This window comes from Pedobacter nototheniae (genome assembly GCF_004335085.1).
GTDB lineage: Bacteria > Bacteroidota > Bacteroidia > Sphingobacteriales > Sphingobacteriaceae > Pedobacter > Pedobacter nototheniae.
The window spans coordinates 39,969-61,153 of record NZ_RQRS01000020.1 but is presented as its reverse complement, the minus strand read 5'-3'; the positions used below and the strand labels follow the sequence as shown (position 1 = coordinate 61,153).

The following is a 21,185-nucleotide window of genomic DNA, read 5'->3' as shown; positions in this document are numbered from 1 at the left end:
TGCATAATCTATTTCATTTAATTTAAAGGTTAACTATTTAATTTTAACCAATTAAGCGCCTTTATTAAAACATTATGTAAAGTAATGTATACATTAATAATAATTTCTCGCACATATTTTATTCCTAAAACATTTGAATATCTAATTTTTAATTTACTTTTGATTCAAATCTGTCCCTATATAATTTTTCTTTTAAATCTTAAACAAATAATTATATGGAAACAAGCAAATTATCAAAATTTGGCGCCGAATTCCTCGGCACACTAGTATTAGTTTTAATGGGTTGTGGTAGTGCCGTAATTGCGGGTGCTAATGGCACAACTGGCGTTGGATTACTGGGTATATCCTTCGCTTTTGGCTTATCCGTAGTGGCAATGGCATATGCGATAGGTCATATTTCAGGTTGCCACATTAACCCTGCAATTTCTATAGGAATGGTTGTAGCCGGAAGAATGAAATTTAGTGAAGCTGCATACTATATTGTAGCCCAAATTTTAGGCGCAATTGCTGGTGCGGGTATTTTAATGCTCATTGCATCCGGCAAGCCAGAATATTCTGTAGCAGCAAACGGCTTAGGGCAAAATGGTTATGATGCACTTTCGCCGCAACATTACAATTTGCAAGCGGGTTTTATTGCTGAAGTTGTACTTACCTTTATTTTCTTACTTGTTATTTTCGGCTCTACATCTACCAAAAATATTAATGGAGGTTTTGCAGGTTTAGCAATAGGTTTAAGTTTAGTGCTTATACATATAGTAGGTATACCAGTAACTGGTGTTTCGGTAAACCCTGCACGTAGTATTGGCCCTGCTATTTTAGTTGGTGGACAAGCCATTAGCCAAGTTTGGCTCTTTATTGTAGCTCCAATTATTGGTGCAATTTTAAGCGCCATTGTTTGGAGAACAGTTTTAGAGAAAAACTAACCCCACTTTTTGTAATTGGAGATTGTAATAAAATCAATTACAATCTCCAATTTCTATTTTAAAAGTTTTTAGTAATAGCCTCGTCCAACGGCTTAATTTTTGAACGGAAACGGTGTACCAACTCTCCCTTTTCATTAATTAAGAATTTCTCAAAGTTCCATTTAATATCACCTTGCTCCTCTGTTCCTGGTTGGGTAGTTAAATATTTAAATAATGGGCTAATATCTTTACCAATTACACTACTTTTTTCGGCCAATAAAAAGGAAACATTGTATTTGCCTGTACAAAATTCTTTAATTTCAGTATTGGTAGAAAATTCTTGTCCACCAAAATCTCCTTCAGGAAAACCAATTAATACCACTTTTTTTCCATAAAGTTTGTGTAGTTTCTCCAAATCTTCATATTGTGGAGTGAAACCACATTTAGATGCGGTATTTACTATGAGGATTTTTTTGCCTTTAAACTTCGAAAGCTTAATTTCTTTACCATCGATTGTTTTAAAACTAAAATCGTAAACATTTTTTGGTGGCGACACCAATAGATTTAATAGAATTAGGATTGTACTTATCATTTTGTTTTATTTTTATATACGAATATAGATACAAATAGTTTTCCTCATTGTAACAGCCCTGTAAATAAAGCCATAAAGAGGCAATTTCTTTGTTGCATTTGTCTTTAATAAATCAAAAAAGTTCATTAAATTTTAGTCAGGTTTTGATTTTCGCTTTATTTATAGCTTTATTTGCAGAAAAACGTATTTCATGGCCAAAAATTTATTAATCGTCGAATCACCCGCAAAAGCTAAAACTATCGAAGGCTACTTAGGTAAAGATTTCCTTGTGAAATCAAGCTATGGCCACATTAGGGATTTAGTGAAAGGCGATATGGGGATTGATATTAAAAATAATTTTGCCCAAACGTATGAAGTACCTGCAGATAAGAAAAATGTAGTTGCCGAACTGAAAAAACTAGCTAAGGATGCCGAAATGGTTTGGCTAGCATCCGATGAAGACCGCGAGGGAGAAGCAATATCTTGGCACTTATTTGAAACCTTAGGCCTAAAAACAGAGAAAACTAAAAGAATTGTTTTTCATGAAATTACAAAGCCTGCCATTTTAAAAGCAATTGAAAGTCCGAGAGGAATTGATTATAACCTAGTATTTGCGCAACAAGCACGCCGCGTTTTAGATCGTTTGGTAGGTTTTGAGCTTTCTCCAGTTTTATGGAAAAAAGTAAAACCATCGCTCTCAGCTGGTCGTGTACAATCAGTTGCAGTACGTTTAATTGTTGATAGAGAACGAGAGATTAATCATTTCAGCGCTACAGCGGCTTTTAAAATTACAGCACAATTCTCTACCGGAAAAGGAAAAGAAATTGTTAAAGCAGAATTACCACAACGATTTGAAAACGAGGCAGAAGCCAATAAGTTCCTTCAGGATTGCATTAACGCAAAATTCGACATCAGCAGTTTAGAAACTAAACCTGCAAAACGTAATCCAGCTGCACCTTTTACTACTTCAACTTTACAACAGGAGGCTTCCAGAAAATTAGGTTTTTCAGTTGCCAGAACCATGCAAGTTGCACAACGCTTGTATGAGGCCGGTAAAATTACTTATATGAGAACGGATTCGGTAAACTTATCGGATACAGCATTAGCAGCAGCAGCAGCAGAAATTAAATCAGCCTATGGCGATAAATATCACCAGCCGAGAAAATATAAAACTAAATCTGCAGGTGCACAAGAAGCTCACGAAGCCATTCGCCCTACTTATTTTGATAGGCATACTGTTGATGGAGATATTTCGGAAAAGCGTTTATATGATTTAATTTGGAAACGTTCTATCGCTTCGCAAATGAGTGAGGCTTTATTTGAAAAAACCACCGCACAAATTTCAACTTCAACTCGTAAAGAGCTTTTAGTTGCCGAGGGTGAGGTTTTAAAATTTGATGGCTTCCTTAAAGTTTATTTAGAATCTACAGATGATGAAGAAAACGAAGAAAAAGAAGGCGGTTCTATCCTACCTCCTTTAGCTAAAGGACAAGAATTATTTTTAAAAGAAATGCAGGCAACCGAGCGTTATTCTCGTCCGCCGGCAAGATATACAGAGGCCAGTCTCGTTAAAAAGCTGGAAGAATTAGGTATTGGTCGTCCTTCTACTTATGCGCCAACCATTTCTACAGTACAAAACCGTGGTTACGTAGTAAAAGAAGATAGAGATGGTAAGCAACGAAAATTTGTTTCTATTATTTTAGCCGATGGTATTGTAAAGAAAGAAACTAAAACAGAAATTACAGGTGCGGAGAAATCTAAACTTTTCCCTACAGATATTGGTGAAGTTGTAAATGATTTCTTAGTTGAACATTTTAAAGGCATTGTAGATTTTAATTTCACGGCCAACGTAGAAAAGGAATTTGATGAAATAGCACAAGGTTTACAGGAATGGACTAAAATGTTGCATTCTTTCTATAACCCATTTCACCAGGAGGTAGAAAATACTTTAGAAACTGCCGAACGTGCTACTGGGGAGCGTTTATTAGGTTTAGATCCAGCTACAGGCAAAAATGTTTACACTAAAGTGGGCAAATTTGGTCCTTTGGTTCAAATTGGTGAAGCTGACGATGAAGAAAAGCCTCGCTATGCCAGTTTAATGCGTAGCCAATCCGTTGGAACTATTATGCTAGAAGATGCCTTAGAGCTCTTTAAACTTCCATTCCAGCTAGAAGATTTTGAAGGCAAAGAGGTTGTAATCGGTGTAGGTCGTTTCGGTCCATACGTTAAGTGGGGTGAAAGTTTTATCTCTTTACCAAAAAATGAAGAGCCTTTAGCGGTTACCTACGATAGAGCGGTTGAAATTATAAAGGAGAAAATGGATGCTGATGCTCCAATTGCGCAGTATGAAGGTTTACCGGTAACAAAAGGCAAAGGTCGCTTTGGCCCTTTCATTAAATGGAACGATTTGTTCATTAACATTCCAGCCAAAGGTTATGATTACGACAATCTTTCTCAAGCCGATATTGATACATTAATTGGTAAAAAAGTAGAAAAAGAGGCGAACCGTTACATTAAAACTTGGGATGAAGAAAAAATCTCTATTGAAAATGGACGTTGGGGACCGTTTATCCGTTTCGGTAAATTAATGCTGAAACTTAGAAATAACGAAGCGACCAAACAAAAATATACCCCTGAAGAATTGGTGGATATTGAGTTGGATGTAGTAAAGAAAATGATCGTTGAACAGGTTCCAGATGCTTTTGAAACTAAGAAAAAGGCAGCGCCGAAAAAGAAAGCAGCAACGGCTAAGAAACCTGCAGCAAAAAAAGCAGTAGCAAAAAAGAAATAAAAAAGTTTAGAGTTATTGGATAATAAGATTATAATTTAATAGCATATAATATGGCTAGTGACTTTAAGGACATAATGTCTAAACGGACAGATGAAGAACTAGTTAATATTCTGACTATCAATCGACAAGATTATCAACCTTTCGCTATTGAAGCTGCTGAAGAGGAGATCAAAACCAGGAATATTGGTGCTGAAAAAATAGAGTTCTTCAAATCTGACTTAGTCAATCAGCTTGAAGAAAAAAGAAAGTTTGATTCAAAAAAGGTAAATTCTTTAAAAAGGCTTGTCCATTTTGTAGTAGATACAATTATTTGTTGCATAATTAGCGCTATTATGTTCTTTTTCATTGACTTATTATTTGGTCCACAAAAGCTACACGTACTATTCGAATACTTAATAATGTTATTATGTTTCTTTGGATATTATGTTTTTATGGAGACTAAATACCAAAGAACGATTGGTAAATTTATCACTAGTTCGTTGGTGGTCACAAAAGATGAGGATGTTCCAGATTTGAAATATATAATTACAAGAACCATTTGTAGGTTTATCCCGTTTGATGCGTTATCTTTCTTATTTTCAAGTGATGGATTTCACGATAGATTTTCAAGTACTACATTAATTAAATACAACAAAAATAGTTAACCATTGTGAAAGCAGATTTACCAGAAAATTTAGTTGAAGATATTGCCATGGCAGTTGTATTAATGAGCGAAACTCCAGAAGTTAAAAACTGGACAGTTTATCTTGTTAATTTAAAAAACGAAGCCATTACCAATGTGATCATTAGCTCAAAAGGATATGGAGAAAAAGATGGTAAACCTGTAAAAACCTCTGTTTTAAGGCACTTTATTGGTGATATGGACGCTAATTCTTTCAGTGGCGTTGAAGCAATTGACCCTGAGGTATTTGGCTTAACTAACGAATATTGGTTAAGTTATTATATTGGATCAACCATTTATGATAAGAAATTTATCTTTCTGCCAGAAAGCATTATCGATATGAACTTAATTAAAATCCCACTGGTAAATAAACCTGGCGTAATGATTAAGTAAACTAAAAAATAGGATTTCTAAGGCACTTTAACTGCTTGTCTGCCCAGTAATTTCCATCCAGCCTTCTCTTTTGTCCAGATTAATAGGATGTAAAGTTTCACATTTCCAGGTACATTTTTGTCGTTCGTTTTAGCATTTAATGTATGGCGAACCAAAGCTGTTTTATTTTGTAAAATTACTGTTTGATCTGTTAAATTAATATCCACAAAATCAGATTCGCCCGAAAGTAGCGAATGCATAAATTCTGGCTTAGTTTGAATTTTCCCACTGGAGTGGCCATAGCTTAAATTATTCAGTACTATTTTATCAAGTGCCAAGCTATCAGGCGTAATCATAAGTTTAGTTAGCTGGCTCACAGCATTCTCTACGTCTTTTTTTTGTGCAAAACAAAAACTTATAGAACAATACGTTAGCATGGTGCAGATAAATAGTTTCTTCATAATAGTTTTATATCGGGATTAGATTCCTGTAAACATATCTAAATCGATGATAAGTATCAAATGTTGAAATGTATTTTTTTTGTTTAAGCAGATTTTTGGCTAATTTACCTCACGTTTAACCTAAAACAGATATGGAAAACCCATCTACTTACGCATCATCGAAAAAAAAGAAATTTATTTTTATCGGTATTCTCGCTATTTCCATTGCAGCAATAGCCTTTATTTTCTTTAACAGAAAAAGAAAAACAAACGAAGACAATCAGGCTTATGCCAAATATATTGAAGCCTATACTTCGGGAACAATCTCAAAGAAAAGCTTTATCCGCGTTCATCTTGCAAATGCCGCTCAAGGTATGCAAGATTTAGGCAAAGCTGATTCAAGAGATTTATTCGACTTCTCCCCTGGTATTTCAGGAAAAACTTATTGGATTGATCCGCAAACCGTGGAATTTAGACCAGATGAAAACCTTAAACCTGGAAAAAACTACGAAGTAACTTTTAAACTTTCAGAGGTATCGGCCACAGAAAAAGGTCTTGAAGATTTCGACTTTGAATTTAAAGTGATTAGTCCAGGAATTATGTTTAGCCAAAGTGGATTAGTTTCGCAAAACAATACTTCACTGGAATACATGAAGTTAAGTGGAGAAATATTAACTGCTGATGAAGAAGAAACAAAAGCCATAGAGAAAACTATTGAAACTGATTTCGGCCAGAAATTAAAGATTAAATGGCAACATAATCCAGCTAAAAATACTTCAAAATTCACTATTGATAGTATTAGAAAACAAAGCAACGATCAAACTTTGAAAATAAACTGGAATGGCGATGCCATTAATGCAGATCAAAAAGGAAATGCAGAAATCCGTGTTCCTGCTTTAAACAAGTTTGAAATTTTAGATATGAAAGCTGTACAAGGTGAAGAAGATTACGCCTTAGTTCAGTTTTCTGAACCTATTGGCGTTGGGCAGGATTTAACGGGAATGATTACGCTTGGCAACTTAACTGACCTTAGATATACAATTGACGGCAGCCAGGTTAAAATATATGCTGCAGAGGAATTAAAGGGCAATTTTGCTTTAAATGTTAATGCAGGGATTGAAAATATAAACGGCAAGAAATTAGCAAATGGCAAAACCGCAAGTATTACTTTTGAGGATAAACTACCAGCTGTAGTTATTTCTGGAGCGGGTACAATTTTACCAAACTCGGGTAAATTGGTATTACCCTTCGAAGCGGTTAATTTGAAAGCAGTTGATGTAACTGTAATAAAAATATATGAGAATAATATCCCTCAATTCTTCCAAACTAACAACTATAAAGATGGAAATGAATTGCGTAGAGTTGCGAAGCCTATTTTACAAAAAACAGTACGTTTAGATGAAGATAAGGCGTTGAACTTGCATAAAAAAAATCGTTTTACGCTTGATTTAGATAAGATGATTCGCACCGAACCTGGCGCAATGTATCGTGTTACAATTGCTTTCAGAAAAGAATACAATGCGTTTAATTGTAAAGCTAATGAAGAAAAAGCAGATGCAAATAGCGATGATGAGGAGGAAGGTTATTATGGTGAAAGCGATAGTTATGGCGAAAAAATTGATGAAGACGATGATTTTTGGAAACGTTATAACAACTATTATCCTTCAAATTACCGTTGGAGTGATAAAGATAATCCGTGTACGCCATCTTTTTATACCAATGAAAAATGGGCAAGTAGAAATTTAATTGCTTCAAACATTGGTTTGGTTGCCAAACGTGGAAACGATAATAGTATGCTTATTGTTGCTACAGATTTATTAACGGCAAAACCATTAAGCGGAGTGAGTTTAGAGTTGATGGATTTTCAAAAGCAAATTATTTACAGAACTAAAACCGATGGAGATGGATTTGCACGCTTTGATTTAAAAAGACAGCCTTTTTTATTAATTGCAAAAAATGGTGCTGAAAGGGGTTATTTAAAATTAGATGATGGTAACTCGTTACCTTTAAGCAGGTTTGATGTTGGTGGCGATGTTGTTCAAAGTGGTTTAAAAGGTTTTATATATGGAGAAAGAGGTGTTTGGCGCCCAGGAGATAGCTTATTTATCTCCTTTGTACTGGAAGATAAATTAAAGAAACTACCAGCCAATTATCCTGTAACCATGGAGTTTTTTAATCCTAAAGGACAATTATATAAGCGTTTAATAAATGGAAAGCCTGTAAATGGTTTTTACACCTTTAAAACTGCAACCGAAAGTACTTCCCCAACAGGAGATTGGATGGCAAAGGTAAAAGCTGGAGGTGCAACATTTACTAAAACATTAAAAGTTGAAACGGTTATGCCGAATCGCTTAAAAATTGATTTTAATGTTGGTAATCGTCCATATTTAACTTCAGGAACATCAGCCTCTACCCTTTCGGCAAAATGGTTATTTGGTGCAGTAGCACAAAATTTAAAGGCAAAAGTTGATGTAAATTTGAATACAACAGAAACGAAATTTAAAGGTTTTGAAGGTTTCAGCTTTGATAATCCTACGGTGAACTTTCAATCGCAGGTTAAAACTATTTTTGAGGGTACACTAAACCAAAATGGAACAGCTCAAATTAACACCAATTTGAACGAAAATAATACTGCTCCTGGTGTTTTAAGAGCCAATTTTACAACAAAAGTTTTTGAACCAGGTGGTAATTTCAGTATTGATAATTTTAGTATTCCATATCATGTTTATACAAATTATTTGGGTATTAGAGCTCCAAAAGGCGATCGTTTAAGTGGCAGATTGGTTACAGGGCAAGATCACAAAATTGAAATTGTAAACGTAAACACCGACGGAAAGTTACTTAGTGGTAGCAAAACCGTGCAGGTAGAATTATACAAAACGCAATGGCGTTGGTGGTGGGAACAGGATAACCAATACACTTATGCAAATTTTACTCAAAATCAGTACAATAAACTTATTGAAACCAAACAGGTTACTTTATCAAATGGAAAAGGGAGCTGGAATTTAAGAATCAATGAACCTGAATGGGGTCGTTATTTAATTTTAGTACGCGATTTAAATGGTGGACATGTTACCGGAAAATCCGTTTATGTGGATTGGCCAGGATGGGCGCAACGCGAACAGGGAAATAACCCTACTGAAGCCTCTATGTTATCATTTACGGCCAATAAAGAAAAATTTACGGTTGGAGAAGACATTACTTTAACCATCCCTACTGGTAAAAATGGAAGAGCTTTGGTGTCTATAGAAAACGGAAGTCGTGTTTTAAAAACCTATTGGGTAGATACAAAAGTGGGGCAAACCCAATTTACATTTAAGGCTGAAAAGGAAATGGCACCGAATGTTTTTGCCAATATTACCTTACTTCAGCCTCATGCGCAAACGGTTAATGATTTACCAATTAGAATGTACGGTGCGATTCCGATTTCTGTTGAAGATCCTCAAACTATTTTAAAACCGACCATAAAAATGGCGGATAAAATTAAGCCAGAGACTGAAAATACCATTACTGTAGGCGAACAAAACGGTAAAGCCATGACCTATACCATTGCACTTGTGGATGAAGGTTTACTGGACTTAACACGTTTTAAAACTCCAAACCCGCATAGTGCATTTTACGCTCGTGAAGGCTTAGGCGTTAAAACCTGGGATTTATTTGATTATGTTTTAGGCGCATGGGGTGGAAATTTAGAACGTATTTTAAGCATTGGTGGTGATGGAAGTATCAATAAAAACCTTAATCCTGCTAAGGCAAATCGCTTTAAGGCAGTAGTAAAATTTATGGGTCCATTTACACTGGGCAAAGGCGAAAGCAAAACGCACAAATTTAAATTACCACAATATATTGGTGCAGTTAGAGCAATGGTAGTTGCCGGGCAGGATGCAGCATACGGCTTTGCAGAAAAATCTGTTCAGGTTAAAAAACCGCTTATGGTTTTGGCAACATTACCAAGGGTAATAGGACCTGGAGAAAGCTTTACCTTGCCTGTTACTGTTTTTGCTACAGAAAACAACCTAAAAAATGTTTCAGTACAACTACAGGCTACTAATTTACTGGTTGAAGGCACTAATAAACAACAACTTTACTATAAGCAAACAGGCGAACAAATGGCTTATTTTGAAGTTAAAGCTCCAAATCAGGTAGGTATTGCAAAAGTTAAGGTGATCGCACAAAGCGGGGCTGAAAAAACAGAATATGATGTAGAAATGGAAATTCGCAACCCAAATCCTTATATTACAAATGTAGTTTCTGCAACGGTACAACCAGGGCAAAATTGGGGCACAAAATATGCTTCAATTGGTATGCAGGGTACAAATTCAGGAACTTTAGAAGTTTCTTCTATTCCGGCAATTAACCTTAGCAAACGATTAAGTTACCTAATTCAATATCCGCATGGATGTATTGAACAAACCACTTCGGGCATTTTCCCTCAATTGTATTTAGATCGTTTAAGTCCATTATCTGAGCAGCAAAAAGCAACAACAGAAAAAAACCTTAAAGCAGGAATTAATCGTTTAAAAAGCTTCCAAACAACAGATGGAGGGTTATCTTACTGGCCAGGCGAAGGTAGCTCTGATGAGTGGGGTACAAATTATGGTGGTCACTTCTTAATTGAAGCTCAAAGTGCTGGATATACACTTCCGGTTGGCTTATTAGATGAATTATTGCGTTTCCAAAGAACTAAAGCAACAAATTGGGCGCCAAACAGCAATAATTTTTATGGTGGCGATTTATCTCAAGCTTATCGTTTATATACACTTGCGCTCGCTAAAAAACCAGAAATGGCCGCAATGAACAGATTAAGAGCATTTGAATACTTATCTGTTGCTGCAAAATGGAGATTAGCTGCCGCATATAAACTTGCAGGTCAAAATGATGTAGCCCAAAACATGGTTAAGGGATTAGATACTTCAATAAAACCATACAATCAATTGGGTGGTACTTACGGTTCCGACGTTCGTGATGGTGCAATGATATTAGAAACATTAACATTGCTTGGCCAAAAGGCAAAAGCAGCTTCGCTCCTACAGCCCTTAGCTACCAAATTAGGCGAAGATACTTGGTACAGCACACAAACAACCGCCTACAGCTTACTTGCTATTGCAAAATTCTGTGGTTCAAATCAGTCTTCAAATAAACTAAATTACCAATATGTTTTAGATGGAAAATCTGCCTCAGTTAACTCTAATCAATACCTAAACAGTTCTATAATTAGCTTTAAAGGGAATACAGCATCGGTAAGCAATAAAGGAAATAATGTACTGTTTGTTCGTTTAGTATTACAAGGGCAACCAGTAGCAGGACAAAATAATTTCTTGCCCAACAGACCTGAAGTTTTAGATATGAATGTTAGCTATAAACACCTAAATGGCAAACCTTTAGATCCAACAACTTTAAAACAAGGAACTGATTTTTATGCCGAAGTAACGGTTAAAAATCCAGGACAAATGGGTTATTATGAGCAAATGGCGCTAACACAAATTTTCCCGTCAGGCTGGGAAATTATCAATACCCGTGTTAATGATAACCAAAGCATTTTAGCCTCGTCTCCTTTTACTTATCAAGACATTAGAGACGATCGTGTATTTACCTATTTCAATATCCGTGAAAACGAAAGTTTGGTTTACAAAGTACTTCTTAATGCTTCTTATTTAGGAAAATATTATTTATCAGCCGTACAATGTGAAGCCATGTATAACCATGATATTTCTGCAACTGAAGCTGGAAAATGGGTTCAGGTAGTTAAATAATAATACTTAATTCGGATTTAACCGCAGAGAAAAACTCTGCGGTTTTTTTATTTCCAATAGTTTAGTTAAAGTAATGGGAAGTAGAAGCTTACAAAAAAACAACTTCCCGAAATTGAAAAACTGAAAAAAAGGCCAATAGAATCATATATTTGCTTTGCGTACAAAAAAGCACTTAATGGATAAAAGATTTAAAGTAATAGTAATTTCAGATGGTATTTGTTTATTGCTTACGCTGCTTTTTCTTTTTTCACTCCCAAAAAAACTATTCAAATCACCTACTTCATATATGGTTGAAGCCAGTAATGGCAATTTATTAAGTGCATCCATCGCTACGGATGGGCAGTGGCGCTTTCCTGTGGCTGATCGTGTTCCTGTTAAGTTTAAAGATTGCATTATTGCTTTTGAAGATAAACGCTTTTACAACCATTTCGGGGTAGATTTTTTAGCGATGAGTAGAGCAATGCGCCAAAATTTAAAGGCTAAGAGTGTGGTAAGCGGAGGTAGTACATTAACCATGCAAGTAATTCGTTTATCTCGGAAACAAGATAGAACAATTTGGCAAAAGCTCCTGGAAATGATGCTCGCCTTTAGATTAGAACTAAAATATTCTAAAGAAGAAATAATAGGCTTATATGCTGCAAATGCACCCTTTGGAAGTAATGTTGTAGGCCTTGAAGCCGCAAGCTGGCGTTACTACGGTCGCGATGCAAAAAGCCTTTCCTGGGGCGAAATGGCTACCCTAGCCGTTTTACCAAACAGCCCTTCATTGGTTCATCCAGGTAAAAATTCTACCAAACTAATTAAAAAAAGAAACGACTTGCTGGATAAACTCGCAAAGCTAAAATACATCGATCAAACTACAGCTAACCTATCAAAACTTGAACCTGTTCCAGGTAAACCTCTTCCTCTTCCTCAAAATGCCCAACATCTGCTCAATCGCTTTAAAACTGAACGAACTGCACTGAAAATTAATTCTACAAGAATTACTTCTACTTTAAATGAAAACATTCAGCTTAAGGTGAGTTATATTTTAAAGAGGTATAATAATCGTTATCGTGCAAATGATATTAATAACATTTCTGCACTGGTTTTGGATGCCCGAAGCGGAGAAGTAGTGAGCTATGTTGGCAATGTTTACCAACCAGAAGATCCCCTTTTGCAAAGTCATGTAGATATGATTAAAGCTTCACGAAGTCCTGGAAGCACCTTAAAACCTATATTATATGCAAGTATGCTTAATGATGGTTTCATTTTGCCACATACACTTGTTCCTGATATTCCTACGCAAATAGCTGGCTACTCGCCCCAAAACTATGATTTAGGCTATGATGGTGCAATTGCCGCAGATAAAGCATTAAGCCGATCGTTAAACATTCCTGCGGTTAAAATGCTGCAACAATATAAGTACGAAAGATTTTACGATAAGCTAAAAAAACTGGGCATTGGCACCTTAAATCAACCTGCAGATCATTACGGTTTATCGCTAATTTTAGGAGGCAGCGAAGTAACCATGTGGGATTTAGCCAACACTTATATGGGCATGGTACGTACGCTAAACCATTACAACACTTATAATGGCTTATATAATCCGGCAGATTATAAACAGGCAGCCTACGTAAAACAAGCTCATAAGGAAGATGTTGATGCACAGCGAAATTCTTTTTTAGATCACGCCTCTATTTGGTCTACTTTTAATGCCATGGAAGAAGTAATGCGTCCGGGCGATGAAGGTTTATGGGAGCAATTTTCATCATCGCAAAGGGTGGCATGGAAAACCGGAACAAGTTTTGGCTTTCGTGATGCCTGGGCCGTTGGCTTAACCCCAAATTACGTAGTTTGTGTTTGGGTTGGAAATGCAGATGGCGAAGGCAGACCTGGGTTAGTTGGTATTGAGGCAGCAGCACCTGTTTTATTTGATATTTTTAGATTATTACCTAACGGTAAATGGTTTGAAACACCAACAACTAAACTAAAAAAAATTAAAATTTGTAAGCAAAGTGGTTATAAAGCCGGAGAAAACTGTTTGGATGTTGTTGAAGAAATGGTTCCACCAAGTGGAGAAAAAACGCCTACCTGCCCTTTCCATAAAATTATTCATTTAGATAGAACAGGAACCTACCGGGTAACAGATCAATGTGAAAGTGTTACAAATATGGTGCACAAAAGTTGGTTTGTACTACCGCCAGCAATGGAATATTACTATAAAATTAAAAATAGCGACTATAAACTTTTGCCTCCATTTATGACTGGCTGCGAAAATACTGGCGGAAACAATGTAATGGAATTAATTTACCCGAAAAATGGTGCTACAGTTTATATTCCGCTAGAATTAAATGGCTCAAGGGGGAAAATTGTGTTAAACGCTGCACATCGAAACGCGGCATCAAAAATATATTGGCATATCGATAATGAATATGTTGCTACTACAACCAATTACCATCAATTAGCTGTTAGTCCGCCGGCAGGAAAACATACTTTAACACTTGTGGATGAAAATGGTGAACGTCTTGTACAGTTTTTTACGGTTTTGGATAAGGAGAAAAAGAATTAAATCCATCCTGAACCAGAAAATTGAAATTTAAATTACAGTAACTGGGTACTTAAACCTGGGTGCAACGGTATCCCCGATTTTTTTCTAGTGGGATATAGTGAAAGACAGGAACAAGGGTTCAAAAGAATTACAGACTTTGCTTTCCTAATATTTGTTACTGATCTAAAAATTGATTTGGAAATGAGCGGTCAGGAATATTTAGCAAAAGCAGTCCCGCTCCCGTTTCTGCCCCGAAAAAAAATCGTGGCATTTACTCAGATCGGGTTTAGATACAAAGGTTTATTCTCAATCCCTAAACCTGAGTGCAACAGGAACATGGTTTCAAAAGAACAGACTTTGCTTTTCAAGAGCATAAAAAGCCCAATACTTATATAAATCTTTCTTCCCTCATAACAGGATTAAATCTTTAAACTGGCGTTCTGGTAACGACTAATCTCCGTTCTATCGTTCCATAAACAATTAAATATTGTGCAATCATATAAGTAGCCATAATTAATGCACCGCTTTGTTCAAATGGCTGCACAAATTTATTATATGCCAATGTACTATCCGATAAAAGAAAAAATAATGCTCCGTACAAAATCAGTTTAAAACTGGCAATATTTACCCTCCCGTATCGATTTACAGCCATAATTGCCATAAATGAAATAATTATGGCATACATTAAAACTGGAAATTGTAGTGCACCTAAATTTGGTTGCAGGTAAAAGAATAAACCAGCACAAAAAACTCCAAAAACTAGTACAGCCCATAAAAAATATGGGTTTTTCTGGTCGGGATTTGATTTGTGATCAAGAATAAATGCCCTTATATAAAAAATGTGACAAAGTAAAAATGCGATTAGTCCATAAATAAAAAAACTAGAATTTGTACTTTGATACATTAACAAAATATCGCCAGCTAAACCAAAAACTAATCCTGCAAAAATACGTTTATGAAACCGACCTTTTAAACTTGTGCTAGAATATAGCCAAGCCATTAAAAGTAATACAATTAGCGGTTTTGAAAACATTCGCAAACGATCATTACTTGCATATTCTGCATAAAGTTGAATGATAAATACGAAGAAAAAAGATAGAGAAAATAACTTAGTTTTCATGGGATTTGTAGTTTGCCTTTTGCAAATTGAAGAACCAAATTACGGATATTAACTGAATGCCCCCAAAAATAACTTGATAACCGACTGGATATTTCAACAACAAAACAAGTATTACGCCCAAAATAAGTCTGAAATACTCAAATTTTACAATCCATTTCCTTTGCTCGAATAACGCCCCACAGGTAATTAATGTTAAAATACAATAAATAACACTAGAAATTAATGGAGTAGAATCCATTTTATGGTAAGAAAATAAAATAATAGATGCAATAATTAAAGTTGCTATAAATTGTGTGGCCACATAACCAATTAATTTCGGATGATACCTTGGGTTATATTTCTGATAGGTATTTTCATCTATTTCACTTGCAGATTGAAAGCCACCCAAATGTGCAGGAAACCATCCTGGTGGCATAATAAAGACCTTAATTTTGTCACTTATTTTTGGAGATTTTCTAGCTACTTTCACTAAATCATCCCAATAATGGAGGTTTGCCCAAATAGGATTCCAGCTGGCAAGGGGTTTGGTAATGCCATAATAAACCGCTTCTTCTTCTTTTTGAAATGTTCCAAACAAACGATCCCATATAATTAAAGTACCAGCGTGATTTTTATCAATATATTTTGGGTTAGATCCATGATGTACCCGATGATGCGAAGGCGTATTTAATACGTATTCTAAAATGCCCATACTTTTTATTGTACGTGTATGAATCCAAAATTGATAAAGCGTATTAAATGAGCTCAGCGTTAAAAACATAAGTGGATCGAAGCCTATTAAAGCTAAAGGCAAGTAGAAAACCCAACTAAACCACCCCTGAAACCAACTCTGTCTTAGCGCAACAGTTAAATTATACTCTTCTGATTGATGGTGAACAATATGCGCCGCCCATAACGCATTTATTTGGTGGCTCATTCTATGAAACCAATAATAGAAAAAATCAACTCCAAGAAAAAGGATAATCCAAATCCAAATTGTTTTAGGTAAATCGAAAAATCTCCAGTGTTCAAAAATATATTTATAGCCAAAAAATAAGGCTGTTTTCATAAAAATGCCGGTAAGCTGCTGCCCTATTCCCTGGCTTAAATTAGCAATGCTATCATTTAACCGATAATAATTTAATTTTTTATAAAAGTTATATACCACTTCTATTCCTATCAGAATAAAAAATACGGGTACAGAGAGTGCGATGTAATCCACTTTCATTGTAAAATTTGGTTAGTTGAGAATCTTTTAATGATATATTAGAGTATCATTATTATTATCCTTTCCTAAAATTAATTTAAAATCGACAAAATCACCTCATTAAAATTAATATTTTGTAATATTTATGTGCTTACCAACAATAGCTTGTTTTATATTAAATTGCTTTATACTTTTGTAGTGCAAATTAATACATCTATAAAATCTAATCTATCGGTATATTCGTTTGCACACACGTACATTCATCCCATCTTTATGAAAAAGTTATCTCTTTTATTATTTATAGTCTCTGTATCGTATTTTGCAAAAGGGCAAACTTTAATTTTATCAAAGGATGCAGCTCAATATATTGGGAAAACAGTAACCATCTGCGATTCTGTTTATAGCACTAAAGCCTTAGATAAAGTAAATTTAATTAATCTTGGCGGCGCTTTTCCGAAAGAGTTAATTACAATTGTAATAAATAAAGAAGACCAAAGTAAATTTCCTTCAGAGCCTGCAAGCATGTATTTAGGTAATAATATTTGTGTAACTGGTGTTGTTACCGAATTTAAAGGCAAAGCTCAAATTGTGGTTACCGAGCCTAAACAAATTGTAGTAAAATAGAATAATTCAATTCCTTTTTTTTTGTCAAAAATCCTTTTCAATTAGTACAGGAATTTTTTCGGTTTTTTAAAGATTTAGAGTTAAAATTTAATAACCATATCTGCCCAACCTTATTAAGGTGGGCAGTTTTTGGTTGGAGAGAGCCTTAAATTTAAGGGAATGTTCCTCTAAAAGGTATATTGTTAAAAATGGAGATTGAGTTAAAATTTAGCCTGGTTAGTTGGCAGGAGATGGAACCCTACCAACTGTCCAAGGCTTAGATATCCTTATTATCCGAGCGAAAGATTATAATTCCTTTTGAAATCTACTAATCCTTTATACCGATTACATATAATCCTTGATAGATGGATATAATTCCGTGACGAATATTTTAAACATATCCAGCTTTTTGTGGCTTTACGGGATTATATAGATCACAAATAAAACAAAAAAACTCATCAGAATTGATGAGTTAGTTGGCAAACAAAATCTTAATATTAATGGCCTGTCTCCCGTTTTCGGTGCAAGAAATTTGATAATCTACGTATATCCCTTCCTTTAATTCTTCAGGCGCTCCATCTATTATTTTTTCACTATCAGCAAAGATTACTTCTTCTTCATCTTCTGTGCTTATAAACCCAAATCCTCTGTTTGAGTCGTACCATTTTACAATTCCAATAGGCATGATTTCGTTTTTTAGGGAGATAAGCGTTTTCATTACAAAAGTCTATATTTTTAGTATATATTACCAAACACTTTGGACAAATGACCTAAAATCCTTGACGGATAACACCTTATACGTTATCAAACACAATGTTTATGTATTTAAGATTAAATATTTAAACAGTTAGAAAATTTTTAGATTTGGACTTTTCTATCTTCCATCAAATATTTACACCTATGTTACCAAAAAGGAATGCTTTAGTAGCCATATTTATTCTGCTTGTTATTGCTTTTATTGCCCTAAGCATATTCGTTGCTCACCATCCCATTTTAAAATTTGACATTGATGTTTCCTTATTAATTCAGAAATACCATTCGGAAGCGTTGGATAAAATCATGCTTGCTATCAGTATTTTTGGCGAAATCCCTTTTTCATTAATTTGCGTTTTAATTGTAGCAGCTATTTTTTACTTTAAGAATTATAAAAGAGAAGCACTATATATTGCATTGGTTATGTTTTCTGGCTTAATAATTTTAGGCATAAAGCGTATCATTAACCGCCCTCGCCCTACTGGATTTAATGTTAGATTGGTTGAAGTATTCCGTTTTCAAAGTTACCCAAGTGGGCACGTACTTTCATACGTATTGTTTTTTGGTTTCTTAATTATTTTAATGAATACTTTAAAGGATATTCCGAAGGTTACACGACTGGTTTTAACTTATATTTCGGCGTTTTTAATCATTAGTATTTCAATTTCACGTATATATTTGGGTGCACATTGGTTTACTGATACTTTAGGTGGGTTTTTACTTGGTTTAATATGTTTATTTCCACTTTGTTATTTCTATTTTAAAAATAAAGCAGCTTATTTGTCCAATAGTGTTTCAAAACCTGCCACTTAAGCTTAGTAACGGCTTTATGTAAAGAATATGTAACAAGAATATAAAATTAGGGTTACGAAAAACTTTTGTGAAACTTTTATGGTTAAACTTGTGGTTTACCAAAGCTCATTTTAGATCATGAATTTGTCCTCGACCACCAGATTTTCTAAACGTTCAAACGATTATCAAAAATATCGTCCTTCATATCCTGAAGCTGTTGTAACGTATTTGGAACAAACTATAGGTTTAAATAAAGAGTCTAAAATTGCGGATATAGGATCAGGTACGGGTATATTTTCTGCCTTACTACTAAAACATGGCTACTCTTTAAAAGCCATTGAGCCGAATGAAGATATGCGTGCACATGCAGAAAATAGATTGGGCCATTATGATAATTTTAACAGCATCGATGGAACAGCCGAAGATACTGGACTGGATAATCAAAGTATAGATTTGATTACCGCGGCACAATCTTTCCATTGGTTTGAAATTTCAAAAGTCAAAAAGGAATTTGATCGTATTGCAAAACCAGGTGCATATGCACTTTTAATTTGGAATATTTTGCAAGATAGAACGGATTTCCTAAAGGAATATCAATCGTTAAAGGATAAATATGCACCTGATGTTGTTCATCCTCACCGTGCCAATTTGGAAAATATTAAAGCATTTTTTGAGCCACACGAACTTACCATTCAAAATCTTTACCATAGTCAAACTTTAGATAAAACATCTTTAAAAGGTTATCTGTTATCTTTTTCAACGGTTCCTTTAATCGGTCATCCGGATTATGACCCGATGATTGAGGAATTGGAAGCGTTATTTGATAAACATGAACAAAACGGACAGGTAAAAATGGAATACGAAACCAGGTTATATTTAGCACAGATTTCCTGATCGGCTTTTCAAAGCCCTTCCCTTTAATTTTCCTATCTTTAAAAATAGCCCATCTTAATGAAAATATTGTGGAAGTACCTTCAGCCTCATCGCGTTTTAATTTTTTTATCCTTATTGCTCGCCGCTGCTTCACAGTTGCTCAATTTATTGGATCCAGTAATTTTTGGAAAAATTATCGACCAATACGCAACGAATAAAAATAATTTAAGTGAAAGCGGACTTCTTCGAGAAGTAGTTTCCTGGCTTCTTTTAGCTTTAGGTATAGCAATTTTAGCCAAATTGTTTAAATCATTTCAAGAGTATATCACCAGAAAAGCGGTTGCCAAATTTGGCATGAATATTTTTAACGACGGGTTAAAGCAGACCTTAAGGTTATCTTTTCAGGAGTTTGAAGAAAGCAGAAGCGGAACAACCTTGGCGGTGCTCCAAAAGGTAAAAACCGATGCAGAACGCTTTATTAATTCATTTATCAATGTTTTATTTTCTTCGCTGGTTGGAGTAAGCTTCCTACTTTGGTATAGCTTAAATAAAAACTGGCTTTTAGTACCTGTTTTCTTTGTTGGCGTTTTATTATTAGGCTCTCTTACTGGTCTTGTTTCCAAAAAAATTAAAGCCATTCAACGTTCAATAAATAGACAAGCAGATGCTCAAGCTGGTGTAATTACTGAAAGCTTGCGAAATATTGAACTGGTTAAAAGTTTGGGCTTAACTTTTTCTGAAATCAGAAGACTAAATAAACAGACTTTAAAAATATTTGATTTGGAAATGCTGAAAGCTAAAAAAGTAAGTACGCTTTCCTTCCTTCAAGGAAACATGCTTAGTTTACTTAAGCAATCGGTATTATTTATTCTGCTTTGGTTAATTTTTAGAAAGGTTTTAAGCACTGGCGAATTGATTGCTATGCAATTTATATCAACCGCTATATTTACGCCGCTTCAGGATTTAGGCAATATGATTATTTTGTACCGGGAAGCGGATGCATCGTTAAATAATTTCGATAGATTAATGAATAAACCTATTGAGCAACGACCAGAAAATTCTGTTGAAACAGGTAAACTAGAAGATTTAAAATTTAATCAAGTAGTTTTCAGGCATCAAACCGCTGGCTACAATGCGATCGATAATATTTCATTTGATATTAAAACAGGGCAAACTGTTGCTTTTGTAGGCCCATCAGGATCAGGAAAATCTACTTTGGTTAAGTTGCTGGTGGGCTTATATGTTCCTGTTAGCGGCGAAATTTACTTTAATGATGTTAGTTCCGTCAAAATCAGATATAATCCATTACGCCGACAGATTGGCTTTGTAACACAGGATACGCAATTATATGCGGGTACGATTAAAGAGAATATGCTTTTTGTAAATCCTACAGCTACGGATGAAGAAATTAATGAAGCTTTAAGAAAAGCATCTGCAACGGCTTTAATCGCCAAGGCATCTCACGGAATAAATACCATATTGGGTGAAAACGGAATGAAATTATCTGGTGGTGAAAAACAAAGACTTTCTATCGCCAGAGCACTCTTACGGAAGCCACGCTTACTTATTTTTGATGAGGCAACTTCTGCATTAGATTCGTTAACGGAAGAGGAAATTACAGGCACCATACGCGAAATTTCATATAGAAGAGAACAAATGACCATTTTAATTGCGCATAGACTTTCGACTATTATGCATGCGGATACTATTTATGTATTGGAGAAAGGTAAAATATCCGAAACTGGTTCTCATGATGAATTGCTGAAACAGCAAGGCTTATACTACTCAATGTGGCGCCAGCAAATAGGTGAACGAAGGTTGTAAAGTTTATTTATTGA

At 35.0% G+C, this 21,185-nt stretch carries 15 protein-coding genes; 10 read left to right on the top strand and 5 right to left on the bottom strand.

Annotated features, from left to right (window positions below):
• Window positions 1–215: 215 nt before the first annotated feature.
• The gene (gene aqpZ, locus EHC72_RS16730; RefSeq protein WP_131538860.1) at window positions 216–923 is read left to right on the top strand and encodes an aquaporin Z; all 708 of its coding nucleotides are present in this window, start codon (window positions 216–218) and stop codon (window positions 921–923) included.
• Between the two features lie 58 nt (window positions 924–981).
• On the opposite strand, the gene EHC72_RS16725 is transcribed toward aqpZ, so the two are convergent.
• Entirely contained in the window at window positions 982–1,494 is a 513-nt protein-coding gene (locus tag EHC72_RS16725) for a glutathione peroxidase (RefSeq protein WP_131538859.1), read from the bottom strand.
• Window positions 1,495–1,684: 190 nt separating this feature from the next.
• Here EHC72_RS16725 and topA point away from each other — a divergent pair, with 190 nt between their 5' ends.
• Genes topA through EHC72_RS16710 form a run of 3 tightly spaced genes read left to right on the top strand, consistent with a single transcriptional unit; the run spans window position 1,685 to window position 5,318 of the window.
• On the top strand, window positions 1,685–4,264 hold the full coding sequence (gene topA, locus EHC72_RS16720) for a type I DNA topoisomerase (protein ID WP_131538858.1): 2,580 nt from the start codon (window positions 1,685–1,687) through the stop codon (window positions 4,262–4,264).
• A gap of 50 nt (window positions 4,265–4,314) precedes the next feature.
• Window positions 4,315–4,908, top strand: coding sequence for an RDD family protein (locus tag EHC72_RS16715; RefSeq protein ID WP_131538857.1), 594 nt, complete (start codon window positions 4,315–4,317; stop codon window positions 4,906–4,908).
• Window positions 4,909–4,913: 5 nt separating this feature from the next.
• A complete protein-coding gene (locus tag EHC72_RS16710; RefSeq protein ID WP_131538856.1) occupies window positions 4,914–5,318 on the top strand; it encodes a hypothetical protein in 405 nt (134 codons plus the stop codon).
• A gap of 17 nt (window positions 5,319–5,335) precedes the next feature.
• Here the strand turns inward: EHC72_RS16710 and EHC72_RS16705 are convergent, their stop codons facing one another.
• Window positions 5,336–5,758, bottom strand: coding sequence for a nuclear transport factor 2 family protein (locus EHC72_RS16705; RefSeq protein WP_165585855.1), 423 nt, complete (start codon window positions 5,756–5,758; stop codon window positions 5,336–5,338).
• Window positions 5,759–5,889: 131 nt separating this feature from the next.
• Between EHC72_RS16705 and EHC72_RS16700 the strand changes: the two genes are divergently transcribed.
• Window positions 5,890–11,490 carry an MG2 domain-containing protein gene (locus tag EHC72_RS16700; RefSeq protein WP_131538854.1) on the top strand — a complete coding sequence of 1,867 codons (5,601 nt, stop codon included), beginning with the start codon at window positions 5,890–5,892 and terminating at the stop codon, window positions 11,488–11,490.
• Between the two features lie 175 nt (window positions 11,491–11,665).
• Window positions 11,666–14,041 (top strand): penicillin-binding protein 1C, encoded by a 2,376-nt coding sequence (gene pbpC, locus EHC72_RS16695; RefSeq protein ID WP_131538853.1) that lies wholly within the window; start codon window positions 11,666–11,668, stop codon window positions 14,039–14,041.
• Between the two features lie 406 nt (window positions 14,042–14,447).
• Here the strand turns inward: pbpC and EHC72_RS16690 are convergent, their stop codons facing one another.
• Together EHC72_RS16690 and EHC72_RS16685 are read right to left on the bottom strand one after the other, a co-directional pair.
• On the bottom strand, window positions 14,448–15,140 hold the full coding sequence (locus tag EHC72_RS16690) for a lysoplasmalogenase (RefSeq protein ID WP_131538852.1): 693 nt from the start codon (window positions 15,138–15,140) through the stop codon (window positions 14,448–14,450).
• Window positions 15,130–16,347, bottom strand: coding sequence for a sterol desaturase family protein (locus EHC72_RS16685; RefSeq protein WP_131538851.1), 1,218 nt, complete (start codon window positions 16,345–16,347; stop codon window positions 15,130–15,132). The genes EHC72_RS16690 and EHC72_RS16685 overlap by 11 nt, the downstream gene beginning before the upstream one ends.
• Before the next feature lie 252 nt (window positions 16,348–16,599).
• Here EHC72_RS16685 and EHC72_RS16680 point away from each other — a divergent pair, with 252 nt between their 5' ends.
• Entirely contained in the window at window positions 16,600–16,950 is a 351-nt protein-coding gene (locus tag EHC72_RS16680; RefSeq protein WP_131538850.1) for a hypothetical protein, read from the top strand.
• Between the two features lie 451 nt (window positions 16,951–17,401).
• Here the strand turns inward: EHC72_RS16680 and EHC72_RS16675 are convergent, their stop codons facing one another.
• Window positions 17,402–17,647, bottom strand: a complete 246-nt coding sequence (locus EHC72_RS16675) for a cold-shock protein (protein WP_131538849.1) — start codon at window positions 17,645–17,647, stop codon at window positions 17,402–17,404.
• Between the two features lie 182 nt (window positions 17,648–17,829).
• On the opposite strand from EHC72_RS16675, the gene EHC72_RS16670 reads away from it, so the two are divergent.
• From EHC72_RS16670 to EHC72_RS16660, 3 genes are all read left to right on the top strand, one after another.
• The gene (locus tag EHC72_RS16670; protein WP_131538848.1) at window positions 17,830–18,495 is read left to right on the top strand and encodes a phosphatase PAP2 family protein; all 666 of its coding nucleotides are present in this window, start codon (window positions 17,830–17,832) and stop codon (window positions 18,493–18,495) included.
• Between the two features lie 117 nt (window positions 18,496–18,612).
• Window positions 18,613–19,368, top strand: a complete 756-nt coding sequence (locus EHC72_RS16665) for a class I SAM-dependent methyltransferase (RefSeq protein WP_131538847.1) — start codon at window positions 18,613–18,615, stop codon at window positions 19,366–19,368.
• A 57-nt stretch (window positions 19,369–19,425) separates the two neighbouring features.
• Window positions 19,426–21,171, top strand: a complete 1,746-nt coding sequence (locus EHC72_RS16660; protein WP_131538846.1) for an ABC transporter ATP-binding protein — start codon at window positions 19,426–19,428, stop codon at window positions 21,169–21,171.
• Window positions 21,172–21,185: the final 14 nt, after the last annotated feature.